Annotated in this window: 17 protein-coding genes; 8 read left to right on the top strand and 9 right to left on the bottom strand. The window is 46.9% G+C overall.

Annotated elements, in window-relative coordinates:
• The first annotated feature begins 198 nt into the window (after positions 1-198).
• Together ppnN and xni are read left to right on the top strand one after the other, a co-directional pair.
• On the top strand, positions 199-1,560 hold the full coding sequence (gene ppnN / locus AAA946_RS12760) for a nucleotide 5'-monophosphate nucleosidase PpnN (protein WP_338165190.1): 1,362 nt from the start codon (positions 199-201) through the stop codon (positions 1,558-1,560).
• Positions 1,561-1,622: 62 nt separating this feature from the next.
• On the top strand, positions 1,623-2,405 hold the full coding sequence (xni, locus tag AAA946_RS12765; RefSeq protein WP_338165191.1) for a flap endonuclease Xni: 783 nt from the start codon (positions 1,623-1,625) through the stop codon (positions 2,403-2,405).
• Between the two features lie 31 nt (positions 2,406-2,436).
• Here the strand turns inward: xni and rlmM are convergent, their stop codons facing one another.
• The 6 genes from rlmM to seqA form a co-directional block, all read right to left on the bottom strand.
• Positions 2,437-3,528, bottom strand: coding sequence for a 23S rRNA (cytidine(2498)-2'-O)-methyltransferase RlmM (gene rlmM, locus AAA946_RS12770; protein WP_042473674.1), 1,092 nt, complete (start codon positions 3,526-3,528; stop codon positions 2,437-2,439).
• Positions 3,525-3,941, bottom strand: a complete 417-nt coding sequence (locus tag AAA946_RS12775) for a DUF423 domain-containing protein (RefSeq protein ID WP_338165192.1) — start codon at positions 3,939-3,941, stop codon at positions 3,525-3,527. The genes rlmM and AAA946_RS12775 overlap by 4 nt, the downstream gene beginning before the upstream one ends.
• A complete protein-coding gene (locus AAA946_RS12780; protein ID WP_338165193.1) occupies positions 3,934-4,572 on the bottom strand; it encodes an alpha/beta fold hydrolase in 639 nt (212 codons plus the stop codon). Before AAA946_RS12780 ends, AAA946_RS12775 begins: the two co-directional genes overlap by 8 nt.
• Entirely contained in the window at positions 4,565-5,473 is a 909-nt protein-coding gene (locus tag AAA946_RS12785) for a transcriptional regulator GcvA (RefSeq protein ID WP_338165194.1), read from the bottom strand. The genes AAA946_RS12780 and AAA946_RS12785 overlap by 8 nt, the downstream gene beginning before the upstream one ends.
• A gap of 423 nt (positions 5,474-5,896) precedes the next feature.
• On the bottom strand, positions 5,897-7,543 hold the full coding sequence (gene pgm, locus AAA946_RS12790; RefSeq protein ID WP_338165195.1) for a phosphoglucomutase (alpha-D-glucose-1,6-bisphosphate-dependent): 1,647 nt from the start codon (positions 7,541-7,543) through the stop codon (positions 5,897-5,899).
• 92 nt (positions 7,544-7,635) lie between these two features.
• On the bottom strand, positions 7,636-8,166 hold the full coding sequence (gene seqA, locus AAA946_RS12795) for a replication initiation negative regulator SeqA (protein ID WP_338165196.1): 531 nt from the start codon (positions 8,164-8,166) through the stop codon (positions 7,636-7,638).
• Between the two features lie 92 nt (positions 8,167-8,258).
• Between seqA and AAA946_RS12800 the strand changes: the two genes are divergently transcribed.
• The 3 genes from AAA946_RS12800 to fldA all read left to right on the top strand — a co-directional run bounded on the left by AAA946_RS12800 (position 8,259) and on the right by fldA (position 9,920).
• On the top strand, positions 8,259-9,017 hold the full coding sequence (locus AAA946_RS12800; RefSeq protein ID WP_338165197.1) for an alpha/beta fold hydrolase: 759 nt from the start codon (positions 8,259-8,261) through the stop codon (positions 9,015-9,017).
• Between the two features lie 97 nt (positions 9,018-9,114).
• Complete coding sequence (locus tag AAA946_RS12805) at positions 9,115-9,336, top strand: DUF2788 domain-containing protein (protein WP_338165198.1); 222 nt, start codon at positions 9,115-9,117, stop codon at positions 9,334-9,336.
• A 50-nt stretch (positions 9,337-9,386) separates the two neighbouring features.
• Entirely contained in the window at positions 9,387-9,920 is a 534-nt protein-coding gene (fldA, locus tag AAA946_RS12810) for a flavodoxin FldA (protein ID WP_338165199.1), read from the top strand.
• 72 nt (positions 9,921-9,992) lie between these two features.
• On the opposite strand, the gene AAA946_RS12815 is transcribed toward fldA, so the two are convergent.
• The gene (locus AAA946_RS12815) at positions 9,993-10,496 is read right to left on the bottom strand and encodes a DUF4442 domain-containing protein (RefSeq protein ID WP_338165200.1); all 504 of its coding nucleotides are present in this window, start codon (positions 10,494-10,496) and stop codon (positions 9,993-9,995) included.
• Between the two features lie 201 nt (positions 10,497-10,697).
• Between AAA946_RS12815 and fcrX the strand changes: the two genes are divergently transcribed.
• Positions 10,698-11,144, top strand: a complete 447-nt coding sequence (fcrX, locus tag AAA946_RS12820) for a ferric iron uptake transcriptional regulator FcrX (RefSeq protein WP_112459624.1) — start codon at positions 10,698-10,700, stop codon at positions 11,142-11,144.
• Positions 11,145-11,269: 125 nt separating this feature from the next.
• On the opposite strand, the gene glnS is transcribed toward fcrX, so the two are convergent.
• Both glnS and nagE read right to left on the bottom strand, forming a co-directional pair.
• The gene (gene glnS / locus AAA946_RS12825; RefSeq protein ID WP_338165201.1) at positions 11,270-12,937 is read right to left on the bottom strand and encodes a glutamine--tRNA ligase; all 1,668 of its coding nucleotides are present in this window, start codon (positions 12,935-12,937) and stop codon (positions 11,270-11,272) included.
• A gap of 204 nt (positions 12,938-13,141) precedes the next feature.
• The gene (gene nagE, locus AAA946_RS12830; RefSeq protein ID WP_338165202.1) at positions 13,142-14,713 is read right to left on the bottom strand and encodes an N-acetylglucosamine-specific PTS transporter subunit IIBC; all 1,572 of its coding nucleotides are present in this window, start codon (positions 14,711-14,713) and stop codon (positions 13,142-13,144) included.
• A gap of 468 nt (positions 14,714-15,181) precedes the next feature.
• Here nagE and nagA point away from each other — a divergent pair, with 468 nt between their 5' ends.
• Together nagA and nagC are read left to right on the top strand one after the other, a co-directional pair.
• The gene (gene nagA / locus AAA946_RS12835; RefSeq protein ID WP_338165203.1) at positions 15,182-16,318 is read left to right on the top strand and encodes an N-acetylglucosamine-6-phosphate deacetylase; all 1,137 of its coding nucleotides are present in this window, start codon (positions 15,182-15,184) and stop codon (positions 16,316-16,318) included.
• 2 nt (positions 16,319-16,320) lie between these two features.
• Complete coding sequence (nagC, locus tag AAA946_RS12840; protein ID WP_338165204.1) at positions 16,321-17,535, top strand: DNA-binding transcriptional regulator NagC; 1,215 nt, start codon at positions 16,321-16,323, stop codon at positions 17,533-17,535.
• Positions 17,536-17,628 lie beyond the last annotated feature (93 nt).

Genomic DNA, 17,628 nt, shown 5'->3' on the forward strand with positions numbered 1-17,628 from the left:
CCTCTCCAACATTTGCTAGTCTAATAGATAATCGCTAAGTTTATTGGCCCACCGTGCTCGTAGAAAATAGCGATAAATAACTATAACAATGAACCCTGTTAAACCTGCGACCTCAGCTCAGTGGGCATCCAGTCACCCTACTCTCCCTCGCCCAGTATGAAACGTCGCAGCATTCGGTTCTAGATAAGGAATTTGCTTATGATCACTCACATTAGTCCAGCGGGTAGTATGGATCTCCTGTCTCAACTCGAAGTTGAGCGCCTTAAAAAAACCGCATCTAGTGACCTGTATCAACTGTATCGCAACTGCACCCTTGCGGTACTGAACTCTGGTAGCCACACCGACAACTCAAAAGAGCTACTGGATAAACACCAATCTTTCGACGTCAATGTCATGCGCCGTGAGCGTGGGATTAAACTGGAGCTCGCCAATCCACCCGAGCACGCCTTTGTCGACGGGCAGATCATTAAAGGTATACAGGAGCACCTATTTTCTGTGCTGCGTGATATCGTCTACGTCAACATGCACCTTGCCGACAACCAGCGTTTAAACCTGACCAACTCAACTCACATTACCAATCTGGTCTTTGGCATCCTACGTAATGCAGGGACTCTGATCCCCGGAATCGACCCCAATTTAATTGTGTGCTGGGGAGGCCACTCCATCAACGCCACCGAATACCAATACACCCGTGAAGTTGGTAACGAGCTTGGTCTTCGAGAACTCAATATCTGTACCGGCTGTGGCCCAGGGGCGATGGAAGGCCCAATGAAAGGGGCGGCGATTGGACACGCCAAACAGCGTTACACGCATCAGCGTTACCTCGGCCTTACAGAGCCATCGATCATCGCCGCCGAGCCGCCAAACCCTATCGTTAATGAACTGGTCATCATGCCAGACATTGAAAAACGTCTTGAGGCGTTTGTGCGTATCGCTCACGGTATTGTCATTTTCCCTGGCGGCCCTGGCACCGCGGAAGAGCTACTCTACATACTGGGCATTATGATGCATCCAAATAACGCCGAGCAGCCGATGCCAATTGTGCTTACAGGTCCAAAAGAGAGTGAGGCGTACTTCCGCTCTATCGACGAATTTGTGCGCTCTACACTGGGTGAAGAAGCCACCAAGTACTACGACATCGTCATTGCTGACCCAGAAAAAGCGGCCAAAATCATGAAACAAGCTATGCCTGCGGTCAAAGAGCATCGTAAGAAAAATGGCGACGCCTACAGCTACAACTGGTCACTGCACATTGAACCTGAATTCCAACTTCCATTTGATCCGACTCATGAGAACATGGCAGGGCTGGATCTTCATCTTAATCAGCGCCCTGAAAACTTAGCGGCTGCGCTAAGACAAGCCTTCTCAGGCATTGTGGCAGGTAACGTGAAAGCAGAAGGTATAAGAGAAATCGAACGCCACGGCCCATTCACCATTGATGGTGACAAAGCCTTGATGAAGAAAATGGACAAGCTGCTCAGTGACTTTGTCGCTCAACAGCGCATGAAACTACCGGGTTCTGAGTACATTCCGTGTTATCGCATCGCTAATGGCGAATAAAACCTGAAACTCAGTAGCGTTTTATTTACAATAAAGCCACGTTTCCTCGTGGCTTTAATTTTATGTCAATTCATCTTGTTATCATCGATGCTTTAAACCTGATCCGCCGAGTCCATGCGGTGCAACCCGATCCGACTGACATAGAAAGAACCATTCAGACCACATCCCGCACCCTGCGTCGTATCGTCGACGAAGCGCAGCCAACTCATATCATTGCGGTATTCGATCACCACGAACAAGACCGAGGCTGGCGCGGAGACATCTTGCCTGAATACAAGCAGAACAGAAAACCGATGCCAGAGCCGCTCTACAATGGCCTAGAAAAAATCCAAGATGCTTGGTGGCAGCTCGGCATTGATTCACTGCTATCCGAAGGCGATGAAGCGGATGACTTGGTAGCAACGCTTGCCGTGAAAGTCGCTAGCCATGGGGAAAAGGTCACGATTATCTCGACCGACAAAGGCTATTGCCAACTGCTTTCCCCGACTCTACAGATCCGAGATTACTTCCAGCACCGATGGTTGGATGCGCCCTTCATTGAGCAAGAATTTGGGGTAAAACCAGAGCAGCTTGCCGATTACTGGGGATTAACCGGTGTAAGCTCTTCACAGGTACCAGGCGTGGCGGGAATTGGCCCTAAGGCAGCTAAAGATATTCTGACCGAATACAGTGATATTGAGTCGGCGTATGCCTCTGAAGAACTGGCAGCGAAATATCGCAAAAAGCTCGATGAGCACATTGATATGGCGAGAAAGTCCAAACAAGTATCGGCGCTAAAGACAGACATTGAGCTTGGGTTTAATTTGCAGGATATTCGATTTGAAGGCTTAGGAGCGAACTCCTAAGCCTTATAGCGACCATGATGGTGCGAGATTATTAGTGCGGCGAAATGTTCGATAGCACTTGAATGTGTACCGTGATCTCTTCACGGTCATGGTACAAGTGCTTCGCTTGCAGCTTGAACTTCACCTTGTTCTCAATCAGGAAGATCTTCAGGTTCTCAATGTCTTGCAGAACCTCATCATAACGGCCTTTCATTGGCAGTTTAAGGTTAAAGATAGTCTCCTTTGCCCAGCCGCGAATCAACCACTCACCCATTAGCTGTGCAACGCGAGAAGGTTTCTCAATCATGTCGCACACCAACCAAGTGACGTTCTTGCGTGGCGGCTCAAATTTAAAACCATCTTCTTGGTGGTGTTTAACCTGACCGGTTTCCATTAGGCTATCCGCCATCATGCCGTTATCAATCGCATGTACGAACATAGAGCGGCGAACCAGTTGATACGTCCAACCACCTGGACACGCACCAAGGTCTACACCCCACATGCCCGATGCCAAACGCTCATCCCACTCTTCTTTAGGAATGAACACGTGAAACGCCTCTTCCAGTTTTAGCGTTGAGCGGCTTGGCGCATCGGCCGGGAACTTAAGACGTGGAATGCCCATAAAGAACGCAGAGTTGTTGTTCGGGTAAGAGTAGCCAACATAGCAATGACCCGGTGCGATAAAGCAAATATGCAATACTGGCTTTTTAGCATGCTCTTTATTGAACAAGTAGCCCTTACCGCGCATCGCTTGGCGAACTGGCACGGTAAACTTACGACAGAACTTCAGCAGCTCTTTCGCTTCGTTGGTGTCTGGAGTCTCAATACGGATATCGCCACAACGAGGGAAATCTTCCACCTCATCGAGCGCAGCCAGCAGTGGAGAAATGCGATCATCCGATGGCAGTGCTTCAAGCTCGCTAGCAATCGCGAACATTTGACGAGCGAAGATAAGCGATTGGAAGTCGATATCGCGGATAAGCCTGTCCGCATCACCGTCTTGGTAACACTCGAAAATCACGTAGCCTGAGTTATTTTTGACTCGTGGGAAGCCGAACACCTCTAGGGCTGTCGCTTTGTCTTGAATTTCGCCTGCACACTCTTTCTCGAATCCAGAGCGGCAATAAAGCATTACCTGTTTCACTGATTGACTCCATCTTTGTTTGTTTCGTCAGTCATCTGATATCCAGCATAAGCGAGGAATCCCCAACCTACCATAAACATCACCCCGCCCAGTGGAGTAATAGGTCCGAACCATTTCACTCCTGTTAGCGCAAGGGCGTATAGACTACCGCTAAAGAAAAGGATGCCGATGATAAAGCAAATCGCTGCACGATGAAATGCCTTTTGCGCTTTCTCTGCTTGGCTATGTAATGCAAAAAGCGCACATAACAACAGCGCTAAGGTATGGATAAACTGATAGGTCACACCCGTTTCAAAAACGCCCAAAAGATACGGTGACAGCATGCTTTTAAGGCCATGAGCAGCAAACGCCCCTAGCCCGACACTGAGAAATCCCGATAGCGCCGCAATTACAATAAGTGTTCCACTACGCACTGGCTTCTTCCATGTCATTGATGCCTTTAATAAACAGCGCTAAACGATCGGCGGCTAATTGGCGGTTTTGCGCTTCGCTAAAGCCAGATGACTTTCTTGGTTTAAAGCTGTGGTCGCCATCAGGTACAAAGCTCACCTCGACCTTATCTGAGAGGGTAAAGTCAGCAAACTCTTCTTGCTTACCAAAGGTATCGCGCTCCCCTTGCAGGATAAGACATGGCTTAGCCATCGTCGCCAAGTGGTCACCTTTGAAGTTTTCTGGTTTACCCGGCGGGTGAAATGGAAAGCCCAAGCAGGCAATCGACTTCACCAGTTCGTGCTCGGAGAGCAGTGACGCCATGCGCCCACCCATTGATTTGCCACCAATGACAATAGGCGCGCCGTTAGCAACGTGCTCTATTACCTCTGTCATCGCCTCAAGCAGTTTTGGGGCGCGATCTGGCGGACGCTTTTTACCATCTTCCGCACGTTTCACCATGTAAGGGAAATTGAACCTGACAACGCGAATACCCTTCGCCGCTAAACGAGCGGCCATATCCTGCATAAAGTCATGCTCCATACCCGCGCCAGCGCCATGAGCGAATAGAAACAATGGACCGTGCTCTGGCCCATCAATAATAAGATTACTCATCCAATAATACCTCTTGCTCACTTTGTGCTTTGGCTAGCATCCAATCTCGAAATGTGGCGATACGCCCCATGTCAGCCTGCTTGTCATGACAGACCACATAAAAAGCATTCTTGCTGACCAACACTTCATCAAATGGCGCGATAAGTCGCCCTGCATCGAGCTCTGGCTGAGCGAGAACGTTATTTCCTAATGCAATACCCTGACCGTGTGCTGCGGCCTGCAGAACCATAGTGGAGTGACTGAAGATTGGACCATGATTGACGTTCACGCCGTCCAGACTGTTTTGCTTGGCAAACTGCTTCCAATCTTTACGCGAGGTATCATGCAGCAATGTATGCTTAGAGAGATCTTCAAGCGTGTTGAGTGGTTTCGAGCCCAGCAACAGAGCAGGAGAACACAGAGGAACCAAAAACTCTTGATACAGTTTGTCAGCACGCAATCCAGGCCAATTACCACGACCGTAGTAAATCGCGACGTCGACATCATCGGTTAGCGACCCTTCATCCATATCCACCGCTTTGATACGAACATCGATATCGGGTTCTTGTTCATTGAAGTCAGCAAGGCGAGGCACCAACCACTGAATGGCAAAACTTGGTGGAAGACTGATGGTCAGAGCGCCCTTCTCACTGCGCTCCAGCACCTTGTCGGTGGCTTCAGCAAGTGAGGTGAAAATATCTTTGATATCAAGAAAGTAGCTTTGGCCTTCTTCGGTGAGTAATAAAGAGCGATTTCGGCGACGAAACAGCTTAAGACCTAAAAATTCTTCAAGTGCTTTGATCTGATGACTGACTGCCGCTTGAGTGACAAACAGCTCTTCTGCCGCTCTGGTAAAGCTCAAATGGCGCGCGGCGGCCTCAAAAACTTTGAGCGAATTGAGGGGAGGCAAACGTCTCGACATAACGACTCTCTAATGCATTAGTTTTTTTAATCTGAAACATTATAAATTGTCCATTGCCGAACAGCCAGAGAAATTCTATATTTCATCCCGCAAACGCGAGTCTGAACGGCTCGGTTCTCTCTAGAATCGATTGACTTGCGCTTGCGATGTTGTGTTTGCAATCTCGATTTTCGAGTTAGGTAGAATTCTACCACCACACCTTGGCTAGTTATCCCCTAGTTGATGTGTGTACTTCCTGTATTTTGACCTGTCTGTCAAATTTTCTTACACCGCCTCTATGGCGGTGTTTTTTTATCTGAATTTTATTCACTAATTTTGGATAGCTATTACAGATAAACTAGCGCAAAAAAAGCGGCCACCCAAGGTGACCGCTTTCTATAGTTTTATTAATAGCTGAGCTAATCGTTTTTTGTCAGATTAAGCTTACAGACCTGCATCCGCAAATACTTGATTCACAATCTCTTGTGCTTCTGCTTCAATCTGTTTTAGGTGCTCATCACCTTTGAAGCTTTCACAATAGATTTTGTAGATATCTTCTGTGCCAGATGGGCGTGCAGCGAACCAGCCATTTGCTGTTGTCACTTTAAGACCACCGATAGCAGCACCATTGCCTGGAGCATGCGTCAGACGTGCGGTAATCGCATCGCCTGCCAGTGTTTCTGCCGATACCATTTCTGGCGATAGCTTCTTAAGCACGTTCTTCTGCTCAGTATTTGCCACAGCTTGAATACGATTGTACTTAGACTCACCGTGTTTAGCCGCTAGCTCTTCGTAGTACTGTTGTGGGTTTTTACCCGTTACCGCGGTAATTTCTGCTGCCAGCAAGCACAGAATGATGCCATCTTTGTCTGTTGACCAAGGCGTACCGTCTTTACGAAGGAAGGACGCGCCGGCACTTTCTTCGCCGCCAAAGCCGAATTCACCGTTGTACAGGCCATCAACAAACCACTTGAACCCTACTGGTACTTCACACAGCGTGCGGCCAAGGTCAGCAACAACACGGTCGATAAGTGCGCTCGATACCAGCGTCTTACCCACAGCAACATCAGCACGCCATTCACTACGATGACGGTATAGGTAGTCGATACACACCGCTAGATAATGGTTTGGATTCATCAAACCTTTTGGTGTAACAATGCCGTGACGGTCGTAATCTGGGTCGTTACCAAATGCTAGGTCATAGTCATCTTTAAGTGCAAGAAGACCCGCCATTGCGTATGGCGATGAGCAGTCCATACGAACCACGCCATCTTTATCAAGCGACATGAATTGGAACGAAGGGTCTACCGCTTCGCTGACTAAAGTCAGATCTAAGTTGTACGCAGCACCAATTTGACGCCAGTAATCGATGCCCGAACCACCTAATGGATCAACGCCAATCTTAAGACCCGCTTTTTGAATCGCTTCCATATCGATAACGTTGACTAGGTCATCGATATAAGGCTTCACCAAGTCGCGCTCTACAAACAAATCGTTCGCTTTAGCAACGGCGATAGGTAGACGCTTCACGTCTTTCATCTCGTTGCTGATGATTTCGTTTGCACGATCTTCAATCGCTTGAGTTAGCTCAGCTTCCGCAGGACCGCCATGAGTCGGGTTGTACTTGATGCCACCATCTTGCGGTGGGTTATGCGATGGCGTGATCACGATGCCGTCCGCTTTATCATCGCTCACTAGGTTGTGTGTTAAAATCGCATGCGAGATACCTGGCGTTGGTGTGTAACCATTGTCTGCTTGAGCAATCACTTGAACACCGTTAGCCACCAGCACCTCAACCACAGTCGCAAACGCTGGCTCGGATAAAGCGTGGGTGTCTTTACCGACAAACAGAGGGCCTGTTGTACCCTTCTCAGCGCGTACTTCTGCGACTGCTTGTGCAATAGCAAGAATGTGGTTTTCATTAAAAGTAGCTTTATCCGCACTGCCGCGGTGACCAGAAGTGCCAAACTGAACGCTTTGCGCTGTGTTGCCCGCCTCTGGTTGAATTAGAAAATAGTTGGATACAAGCGCTGGAATATTATGAAGATCTTCTTGCAAAGCCTTCTGGCCCGCGCGTGGGTGAATAGCCATAACTGACGTCCTTTCAAATTTAAGCTTAAAAATACAAAAAACCTCATAATACTCGTTTTAATTTGAACATTATGAGGTTTAAATCGAAAATCTTAGATAGAAGCCGTGACTTTCTCGATGAGCTCTGCGGGGAACTCCATCATGGTCATCACCTGCTCGACCATTTGCCTTTTGCGGCTAGTATTGGTGTTGGTGATCACCCAAAACGGCGTATTCGGGATGGCTTTTGGCTTGGTGGTATTGCCGCTCTCTAGTAGCGTCGCTTCATTGTTTGCGAAGTAGACACGCTTGCGGCCTTTTACTTGTGTCGCCTCAGAAAAGCTCTCTGAGTTTAAGCGATGCAATGTCGATAGCACCAGCATAAAGCGATCAATGGCTTTTTTCAGTCCAGCGAACTCGTCAGAAATCAGTAGCGAGCGCATCTCTTTCACTGAATCGACAACTTCTGCTTTTGGTGCCTGTTTACTCACGACAATCGTCTTAGCGGCAGCGGGTCTCTGTTCCGTCTCGGCTGCATCTACCTTTAATAAACGTCGTAAGATATCTGAAGCACTTTCGCCAATGTGGTGGGTCTGGCTTGCAATGTAACGGTATAGATCCTCATCAACCTCAATTGTTTTCATTCGCTTTTCACAATCTCTATGTTTAAACTCTGGGTGATTATAACGAGTTCCGCGATGAACCTCCACGTTAAACACATCACGAATAACAGAAAATGTCAGCTTTATTAAACTACAAAAGAGAAGGTCACGGTACGCCAGTTGTTCTTATCCATGGACTGTTTGGTGACCTGAATAACCTTGGCGTGCTCGCCCGAGAACTTAAACAGGATCATGACGTCATTAGTGTCGATCTAAGAAATCACGGTCGCTCGTTTCACAGCGATGAGCATAATTATGCACTAATGGCCAGTGATATCATTAAGTTACTCCAAGAACTCCAGATCGAACGCCCTATCATTATCGGTCATTCTATGGGGGGAAAAGTCGCCATGAAACTGTGCGATTTTGACTATCCGATTGGGAAGCTGGTAGTGATGGACATGTCTCCAGTCAAATACACCACCCGCCGTCACGACAATGTGCTTGCAGGCCTCAACGCCGTTTGTCAGCAAACTCCGAAAACGCGTGCCGAGGCCATGGCCGTTATGAGCGAACATATTGAAATCGAGGGTGTACGTCAGTTCTTGGGCAAGTCGCTGTATAATGCCGGCGAGCACATGGGGTGGCGCTTCAACCTCAACGGACTCGAGCAAAATTACTGGCACATACTCGACTGGGAACCTATCGGCAAAACCGAGACGCCAGTTTTGTTCCTCAAAGGGGCTGATTCCGACTATCTACAAGCCGATCACCAAGCGCTCATTCAACAGCAGTTTAGTCAGATTAAAGTGCACATTGTCGCGAATACTGGGCACTGGCTGCACGCAGAAAAACCCAATGAAGTGCTGCGCGCGATACGCAAATTCATTTAATTTGACCTGTATCGTAAGCGGGTTGATTTCCATGGATTAACTTTAGCGAGCAACAATGGTATAGTTCCGCGCAAGCATATTGGCACAAAGGAATACCATGCTTTACGACTATATAGATAAACTCGAGTCCATTGGTTTGGATCTGTTGTTTGCGTCGATTTTTTTTCTGATCGGCATGGCAATCAAAGATGTATTAAAACAAGGCAATGTCCCCGCGTTTGGTCGACGTATTGTGTGGCTTGTGCTGTTCTTAGGCTGTGCAGGTTTTGTCGCAAAAGGCATTATTCAGCTTAGCTGGGAAGGTACAGGGCTAGGTTAATGACCTCCGTTCCTGAGTCCAACGAAGACAGATAAAAAGGTACTGAATTTATGGCAAGTGTAGGTCTATTCTTTGGTAGCGATACTGGCAACACAGAAGCTATTGCAAAGATGATCCAAAAACAATTGGGTAAACAGCTCGTTCACGTTCAAGACATTGCTAAAAGCAGCAAAGAAGACATCGACAACTTCGATCTGCTTCTACTTGGCATCCCAACTTGGTACTACGGCGAAGCACAAGCTGACTGGGATGACTTTTTCCCAGAACTTGAAGGCATCGACTTCTCAACAAAGCTAGTGGCTATCTTTGGCTGCGGCGACCAAGAAGATTACGCAGAGTACTTCTGTGACGCGATGGGCACAGTACGTGACATCGTTGAAGCAAAAGGCGGCACGATCATCGGTTACACACCAACCGAAGGTTACGAGTTTGAAGCATCTAAAGCGCTAGTTGAAGGTGATGAGTCTCAATTTGTTGGTCTATGTATCGATGAAGATCGCCAGCCAGAGCTTACTGATGAGCGTGTATCAAGCTGGACCAAACAGCTTTATGAAGAGATGTGCCTAGCTGAGCTAGAAGACTGATCTCAACGCTTTGAAAAAAACCTCCGAATGGAGGTTTTTTTGTATCTGAATGTAGCGGGACCCGCCTAAATATTAAGCATTCACCGACTCAGTCTCAACATCACGAAACTGCGCCTTTTTACGAATGTAGAGCTTACGTTGGATCGTCGACACTATCTCGCCTTTGTCGTTTTGAATATGACTGACAAACTCAGGGAAACACTTCTCACCAGTCTGTGTGCTCTTCAAAATGTCATCGAGCATTTCTTGGCTGATAACAAACTCTGCTCGCAGATCAGAAAAGCCCGGCTTAATAAAATCAATGCTGGCTTCCTTATCCCAAACGTAATACTGCTCACGCAAAATTCCCATTAACATCAAAGAGTAAATAGGATCCGTCATCGCAAATATACTGCCACCGAACTGAGAGCGATTGGCGTTTTTGTTCCACCAACGCAATTTCAAACGCACTTTAACACTGCGAAAATCGTCACTGATCTCTTCGATACGGATGCCCGCTCCCCAAAATGGCGGCCAGATGTTCAGCGCGAACTTCACGTACTTAGGTTTGTAAATTTTGGCGAGTCGTTTATCCATCGGATCCATCCATTACTGCAAGCCCACTAAATGTAAACAGATTGTAACTGGTCAGATGTGTTTGTAAAGTGATACAGTTCCACTTCTATGTTAATAGTTAGTAACCCTTTGAACTTCACGGTTTATTGTTACGCGCTAGTACCCTATAATGGACGGATACATGAAATCTGTTTATTGCTGCAGATCATCACAGGAAAGTTTATGTCAGACAATAACAAGGCACTTAAGGACGCGGGACTGAAGGTCACGTTGCCTCGACTAAAAATTTTAGAAGTACTGCAGAAGCCAGAGTACCAACACATTAGCGCAGAAGACTTGTATAAAAAGCTTATCGACCTTGGCGAAGAGATCGGTCTAGCAACAGTTTATCGCGTACTTAACCAATTTGATGATGCTGGTATTGTTACTCGCCACCACTTTGAGGGCGGTAAATCAGTGTTTGAACTATCAACTCAACACCACCATGATCACCTAGTGTGTCTAGACTGTGGGGAAGTGATTGAGTTCTCTGATGACCTTATCGAGACTCGTCAGAAAGAAATCGCATCGAAATACAACATTGAGCTGACTAACCACAGCTTGTACCTTTACGGTAAATGTATCGGTGGCGCATGTAAGACCGACCCTAAGGCACACAAGCCTAAGTAAGTCTTTCTTTAGATATGAAAAAACCAGCCTAATGGCTGGTTTTTTTATGGCTCGAACTCAAGGTAAGCCGTATCGCTCATGCAGGCTTCCCTTGTGTAGGGAAGCCTGACAGGAAGCAACTCGGCTTATTTCGCCTCAATCTTGGCCCAAGTATCACGAAGACCAACAGTACGGTTAAACACCAAAGAGTCAGCAGTTGAATCTTTAGAATCCGCACAGAAGTAACCCATACGTTCAAACTGGAAACCTTGCTCAGCTTTCGCTGCGGCTAGGCTTGGCTCAACAAAGCCGTTAATCACAACCAGTGAATCAGGGTTGATGGTTTCAGCAAAGTTATCTGCCGCTGCTGGGTTTGCTACGGTAAATAGGCGGTCGTATTGACGAATCTCTGCTGGAAGACCTTTGTCCGCTGATACCCAGTGAATTACGCCCTTCACTTTACGACCGTCTGCTGGGTTTTTACCTAGCGTTTCTGGATCGTAGCTACAGAAGATAGTCGTGATGTTGCCCGCGTCATCTTTCTCGATACGCTCAGCTTTGATCACATACGCGCCACGTAGACGAACTTCTTTACCTAGCACCAAACGCTTGTACTTCTTGTTCGCTTCTTCGCGGAAGTCTTCACGTTCAATCCAAACTTCACGAGTAAATGGTACTTCGCGAGTGCCCATTTCTTCTTTGTTCGGATGGTTAGCAAGCGTTAGAGTCTCACCTTCACCCTCGTAGTTCTCGATAACAATCTTAACTGGGTCAAGTACTGCCATCGCACGAGGTGCGTTCTCGTTTAGGTCATCACGAATACAAGATTCTAGTGAACCAAACTCGATCATGTTTTCTTGCTTGGTTACACCAATACGCTTACAGAACTCGCGGATAGATGCAGGCGTAAAACCACGACGACGTAGACCAGAGATGGTCGGCATGCGTGGGTCATCCCAACCGTGAACCAATTTCTCAGTCACAAGTTGGTTTAGCTTACGCTTCGACATCACTGTGTATTCAAGATTTAGTCGGCTGAACTCGTACTGACGAGGTTGACAATCGATAGTGATGTTCTCAAGCACCCAGTCGTATAGACGACGGTTATCTTGGAATTCAAGTGTACATAGTGAGTGCGTAATGCCTTCTAGCGCATCTGAAATACAGTGCGTGAAGTCATACATTGGGTAGATGCACCACTTGTCACCTGTTTGGTGGTGCTCAGCAAAGCGAACACGGTATAGAACAGGGTCGCGCATCACCATGAACGATGAGCCCATGTCGATTTTTGCACGTAGACATGCCGTACCTTCTTCAAAGCCGCCGTCACGCATTTTCTCAAATAGCGCTAGGTTTTCTTCTACTGGACGGTCGCGGTAAGGACTTGGCTTACCTGGTGCGGTTAGCGTACCACGGTACTCGCGGATCTGCTCTGGACTTAGCTCTTCAACGTACGCTAAGCCTTTGTTAATTAATTCAACCGCATACTCGTAAAGCTTGTCGAAGTAGTTTGATGAATAACATACTTCACCAGACCAATCGAAGCCCAACCAGCTTACATCATTCTTAATTGACTCAACGTATTCAACGTCTTCTTTTTCAGGGTTGGTGTCATCAAAGCGCAAGTTGCACTGACCCTGGTAGTCCTGAGCAATACCGAAGTTCAAACAAATAGATTTCGCGTGACCGATGTGCAGGTAGCCATTCGGCTCCGGCGGGAAACGAGTATGCACGCTAGTATGCTTGCCATCCGCTAAATCTTTATCAATGATTTGGCGAATAAAGTTCGATGGACGAGCCTCAGCTTCACTCATCTATAACACCTCTATGTTTTAAGTATTGTCAGATATATAAACGCTAATGATCCACAATTCTTTGAGAAACCTCAACAAGAACTCGCATTTTCATAAGATTATTTTAGTACTGATTTATAGACAGGGGATTTGCAAGGTTCGGAAGGCATAAAAAAAGCCTCTCATGAGAGAGGCTTTGGTATGGAAATCAATGAGTCAGAGTGATTATGGCAGTTTCACTTCTGATAGGTCTTCACCAGCGCCGATAGACTTCATTTCGCCAGCGATGATTTCTGCTAGAGGGCCAAGGATAACTTGTAGGTTGTTTTCACCTAGTTTAACCACACCTTTAGCACCTAGCTTCTTAAGAACCTTCTCATCAGCAACAGAGCGGTCTTTAAGCGTTAGACGTAGACGAGTGATACAAGCATCGATAGACGTTAGGTTATCGTGACCACCTAGCGCTTTTAGGTATTGGCGAGCTAGGTCACCGTTTTTGCCTTCACCAGATGCAACTTCTACTGCTTCGTCATCGTCTTCACGACCAGGCGACTTCAGGTTGAATGCGCGGATTGCGAAGCTGAAAGTGAAGAAGTATAGAGCACCGAAGCCAAGACCGATTAGTAGTAGTACGAATGGCTTAGTTGCTAGACCCCAGTTCAGGATAAAGTCGATTAGACCTGCTGAGAAGCCGAAGCCGTGTAGCGTACCGAACATGTTAGCAACCACCAGAGCAAGACCAGTAAATACTGCGTGCATTGCGTATAGAGCTGGAGCTAGGAATACGAACATGAACTCTAGTGGCTCAGTGATACCTGTTAGGAAAGAACAGAATGCTACTGAGAATAGTGCGCCACCAACTTGACCGCGTTTTTCAGCTGGAGCTGCTAGGTACATTGCTAGTGCAGCACCTGGTAGACCGAACATCATTACAGGGAAGAAGCCGTTCATGAATACGCCAGCGCCTTTGTCGCCACCGAAGTAACGGTGTAGGTCACCAGACTTAACTGTTTCAGTCACTTCTTTAACAGTTGCTGTGATTTCAGGCGTTACTGAGTTAGCAAATTCGAATGTGTGAGACTGACCAGCAACTAGAGTCTTAGCAAGAGCTGGGTCAACACAAAGCTGTTGTAGTGCAGGAAGTGCTTGACCAGCAGCTTGAGCGCCAGTAACTAGAACTTCTTGACATGTACCCATACCGAACCAGAAGTACGAGTTTAGTACGTGGTGTAGACCTACAGGGATAAGTGCACGGTTAAGAGTACCGTATACGAATTGGCCAACAGCGCCAGATGTAGATACTGCGTGTGCTAGTGCATCTAGGCCGCCTTGGATTGAAGGCCAAACCACGCCAGATACCGCACCTGCTACTAGAGCAAACAGACCTGCCATAATAGGCACAAGACGCTTACCAGAGAAGAATGCTAGCCACTCAGGTAGACGAGTCGCGTGGAACGCATTGTAAGAGTGACCTGCGATGATACCTGCGAAGATACCGCCGAAGAACGACATGTTTACGTCTGCGTTGATAGTCGTTGCTGTAGCTGTTAGTACAAAGTAAGCAACCGCACCAGCAAGACCTGCTGCACCGTTACCATCTTTAGAAAGACCAATAGCAATACCTAGACCGAAAAGAAGTGGCAACTGGCCGAAGATCGCACCACCAGCTTGTGCCATAAATGGAATGTCTAAAAGGTCGCCTTGACCCAAACGTAGTAGAAGCGCCGCAATTGGTAGCGTTGCGATAGGTAGCATCAATGCCTTACCTAGCTTCTGCGCATATCCTAGAATATTCACCTTAAGTTCCCCCTATAGGATTTGAATTTTTGGACGACTTATTTTAGCCGTTCAATTTAGTCCTATTCAGTGTATGGAATTAAATTCGCCCCGCAAATTAAAACCTTATCAATTGTGATCGTAATCACCAGTTTTTGCCAAAAAACAGGCTTTTTGCTAGCGAGATCATAAAACTTATTTTATCATACGAAAAAATAGCCAAATCTAAGTAGGATTCTGGCCACTGGAGTTGCAAATACAAGCAAATAAGTTGCGATATAAATCAAGCTTTATACCTCAAGCAACCACAAAAAAACGACAACAACTCCAGATTAATCATTAAGTTACTTTGATTATTTTAACTATTTACAACTTGCTGACTAAAAAATTTGTTTCGTTACTATGAGCTAGAAATCAAGTAAAATCATTATGATTCAAACGCTGCGTGGTAACGGGCTAGAGAGAATACAACACAAGGATTCACTAACTATGTATGCATTAACGAACGGTAAGGTCTTCACAGGTACTGATGTTCTAACCAATCATGCGGTGATCATTGATGGCGACACCATCCAATCTATCGTCCACGAATCAGAGCTGTTTGCTTCTATCGAGCGTATCGACCTTAACGGTGCGAACCTAAGCCCAGGTTTCATTGACCTACAGCTCAATGGATGTGGTGGTGTGATGTTCAATGACGAAATCACGGCAGAAACCATTCATATCATGCATAGAGCCAACTTGAAGTCTGGCTGTACCAGTTTCCTTCCGACGCTTATCACATCTTCTGATGAAAACATGCGCCAAGCTCTTTCTGCAGCACGCGATTATCATAACCAGTACCAAAACCACTCTCTTGGTTTGCACCTTGAAGGTCCTTACTTAAATGTAGCTAAAAAAGGCATCCACAGCCCAGATTTCATCCGCCAATCAGACGAAGCGATGATTGATTTGATCTGCGAGCACCGTGATTTGGTTGCCAAAGTAACCTTAGCACCAGAGCAAAATGCACCAGAGCATATCGAGAAGCTGCGCGATGCTGGCATTGTGGTCTCTATCGGTCACACCAATGCCACTTATGAAGAAGCGCGCAAAGGTTTCGACTCAGGTATTACATTTGCCACTCACCTATTTAATGCGATGACGCCAATGACTGGCCGTGAGCCAGGTGTTGTTGGTGCCATTTACGATTCATCGGATGTGTATGCTGGTATCATTGCTGATGGCTTCCACGTTGACTACGCCAATATTCGCATCGCGCATAAAGTGAAAGGTGAAAAGCTCGTATTAGTGACGGATGCCACAGCTCCGGCGGGTGCTGACATGGAATACTTTATTTTTGTCGGTAAGAAAGTATATTACAAAGATGGTAAGTGCGTAGATGAAAACGGCACCCTAGGTGGCAGCGCACTGACCATGATAGAAGCGGTTCAAAATACAGTTGAACACGCTGGTATCGCTTTGGACGAAGCTCTTCGCATGGCAACGCTCTACCCAGCAAAAGCTATGGGCGTCGACAATAAACTCGGTCGCATCAGAAAAGGCATGGTCGCTAACCTGACTGTGTTTGATCAAGACTTCAATGTTCAAAGCACGGTTGTTAACGGACAATACGAGCAAAATTAAGCATGAATGGCGGACAAATAGGTAACGTAGATTTAGTAAAACAACTCAATAGCGCAGCGGTTTACCGTTTGATAGACCAGCAAGGGCCTATTTCGCGCATTCAAGTTGCAGATGTCAGCCAACTGGCACCTGCAAGCGTTACCAAAATTACCCGCCAACTGCTCGAACGCGGCCTCATTAAAGAGGTCGCTCAGCAAGCGTCAACCGGTGGCCGCCGCGCCATCTCACTCACCACCGCTGTAGAGCCTTTCCACTCAGTCGCCGTTCGTTTAGGTCGTGATTACATCTCGTTTTCTTTGTATGACTTGGGCGGAAAAGAACTCGCGTTTTCTCACAAAGAGCTCTACTACACCAATCAAAACGAACTGAGTGAAGGTTTGGTGGTTGAGCTACGTGAGTTCCTAAAAGAGCACAGTCCGAAAATCGAACAGTTAATTGCTATTGGTGTCACCCTTCCTGGCCTGGTAAACCCAACGACAGGTGTGGTTGAGTATATGCCGAACACTGACATCGATAAGCTAGAGCTTGCCGATCTGGTTAAGCAACAATTCAAAGTTGAATGTTTTGTTGGTAACGACGTTCGCGGCCTTGCACTCGCGGAGCACTATTTTGGTGCCAGCCGTGATTGCCAAGACTCTATTCTTGTTAGTGTGCACCGTGGTACCGGTGCGGGCATTATCGTTAACGGTCAAGTCTTCTTGGGTCACAACCGCAATGTGGGTGAAATTGGTCACATTCAAATTGATCCACTTGGCGAGCAGTGTCAATGTGGCAACTTTGGCTGTCTTGAGACCGTGGCTTCTAACCCAGCTATCGTCAAACGTGTACGCACCCTTATTGATCAAGGCTACGAGTCTACACTGGCTCTAAAAGAACACATCACGATTGAAGACGTCTGTTCTCACGCGCTTAATGGTGACGAACTGGCCAAGCAAAGTTTGGTTCGTGTCGGTAACCAATTAGGTAAGGCGATTGCGATTACCATCAACTTATTTAACCCGCAAAAAGTCATCATCGCTGGTGACATCACTATGGCGAAAGAGATCGTGTTCCCAGCTATCCGCCGTAATGTCGAGAACCAATCCCTGACGACCTTCCACAACGAGTTACCGATTGTCGCGTCAGAGATTGATAAACAGCCAACAATGGGTGCATTTGCGATGATCAAACGCGCCATGCTTAACGGCGTTTTGTTACAAAAACTCCTCGAAGATTGAACAAATGTTGCGAATTAACTCAGCACGCTGAGGAAAATTTCGAGTAGAATAGAGGCCGCACAATCGTGTGGTCTTTTTTATTGTGGATAGTTA

Source organism: Vibrio sp. 10N, from assembly GCF_036245475.1.
Taxonomy (GTDB): domain Bacteria; phylum Pseudomonadota; class Gammaproteobacteria; order Enterobacterales; family Vibrionaceae; genus Vibrio.

Bases quoted from the DNA above. Each gene is read 5' to 3' on its own strand.
- ppnN (WP_338165190.1), top strand. From the start codon at position 199: ATGATCACTCACATTAGTCCAGCGGGTAGTATGGATCTCCTGTCTCAA.
- xni (WP_338165191.1), top strand. From the start codon at position 1,623: ATGTCAATTCATCTTGTTATCATCGATGCTTTAAACCTGATCCGCCGA.
- AAA946_RS12780 (WP_338165193.1), bottom strand. From the start codon at position 4,572: ATGAGTAATCTTATTATTGATGGGCCAGAGCACGGTCCATTGTTTCTA.
- AAA946_RS12785 (WP_338165194.1), bottom strand. From the start codon at position 5,473: ATGTCGAGACGTTTGCCTCCCCTCAATTCGCTCAAAGTTTTTGAGGCC.
- pgm (WP_338165195.1), bottom strand. From the start codon at position 7,543: ATGGCTATTCACCCACGCGCGGGCCAGAAGGCTTTGCAAGAAGATCTT.
- seqA (WP_338165196.1), bottom strand. From the start codon at position 8,166: ATGAAAACAATTGAGGTTGATGAGGATCTATACCGTTACATTGCAAGC.
- AAA946_RS12800 (WP_338165197.1), top strand. From the start codon at position 8,259: ATGTCAGCTTTATTAAACTACAAAAGAGAAGGTCACGGTACGCCAGTT.
- AAA946_RS12805 (WP_338165198.1), top strand. From the start codon at position 9,115: ATGCTTTACGACTATATAGATAAACTCGAGTCCATTGGTTTGGATCTG.
- fldA (WP_338165199.1), top strand. From the start codon at position 9,387: ATGGCAAGTGTAGGTCTATTCTTTGGTAGCGATACTGGCAACACAGAA.
- AAA946_RS12815 (WP_338165200.1), bottom strand. From the start codon at position 10,496: ATGGATAAACGACTCGCCAAAATTTACAAACCTAAGTACGTGAAGTTC.
- fcrX (WP_112459624.1), top strand. From the start codon at position 10,698: ATGTCAGACAATAACAAGGCACTTAAGGACGCGGGACTGAAGGTCACG.
- glnS (WP_338165201.1), bottom strand. From the start codon at position 12,937: ATGAGTGAAGCTGAGGCTCGTCCATCGAACTTTATTCGCCAAATCATT.
- nagA (WP_338165203.1), top strand. From the start codon at position 15,182: ATGTATGCATTAACGAACGGTAAGGTCTTCACAGGTACTGATGTTCTA.
- nagC (WP_338165204.1), top strand. From the start codon at position 16,321: ATGAATGGCGGACAAATAGGTAACGTAGATTTAGTAAAACAACTCAAT.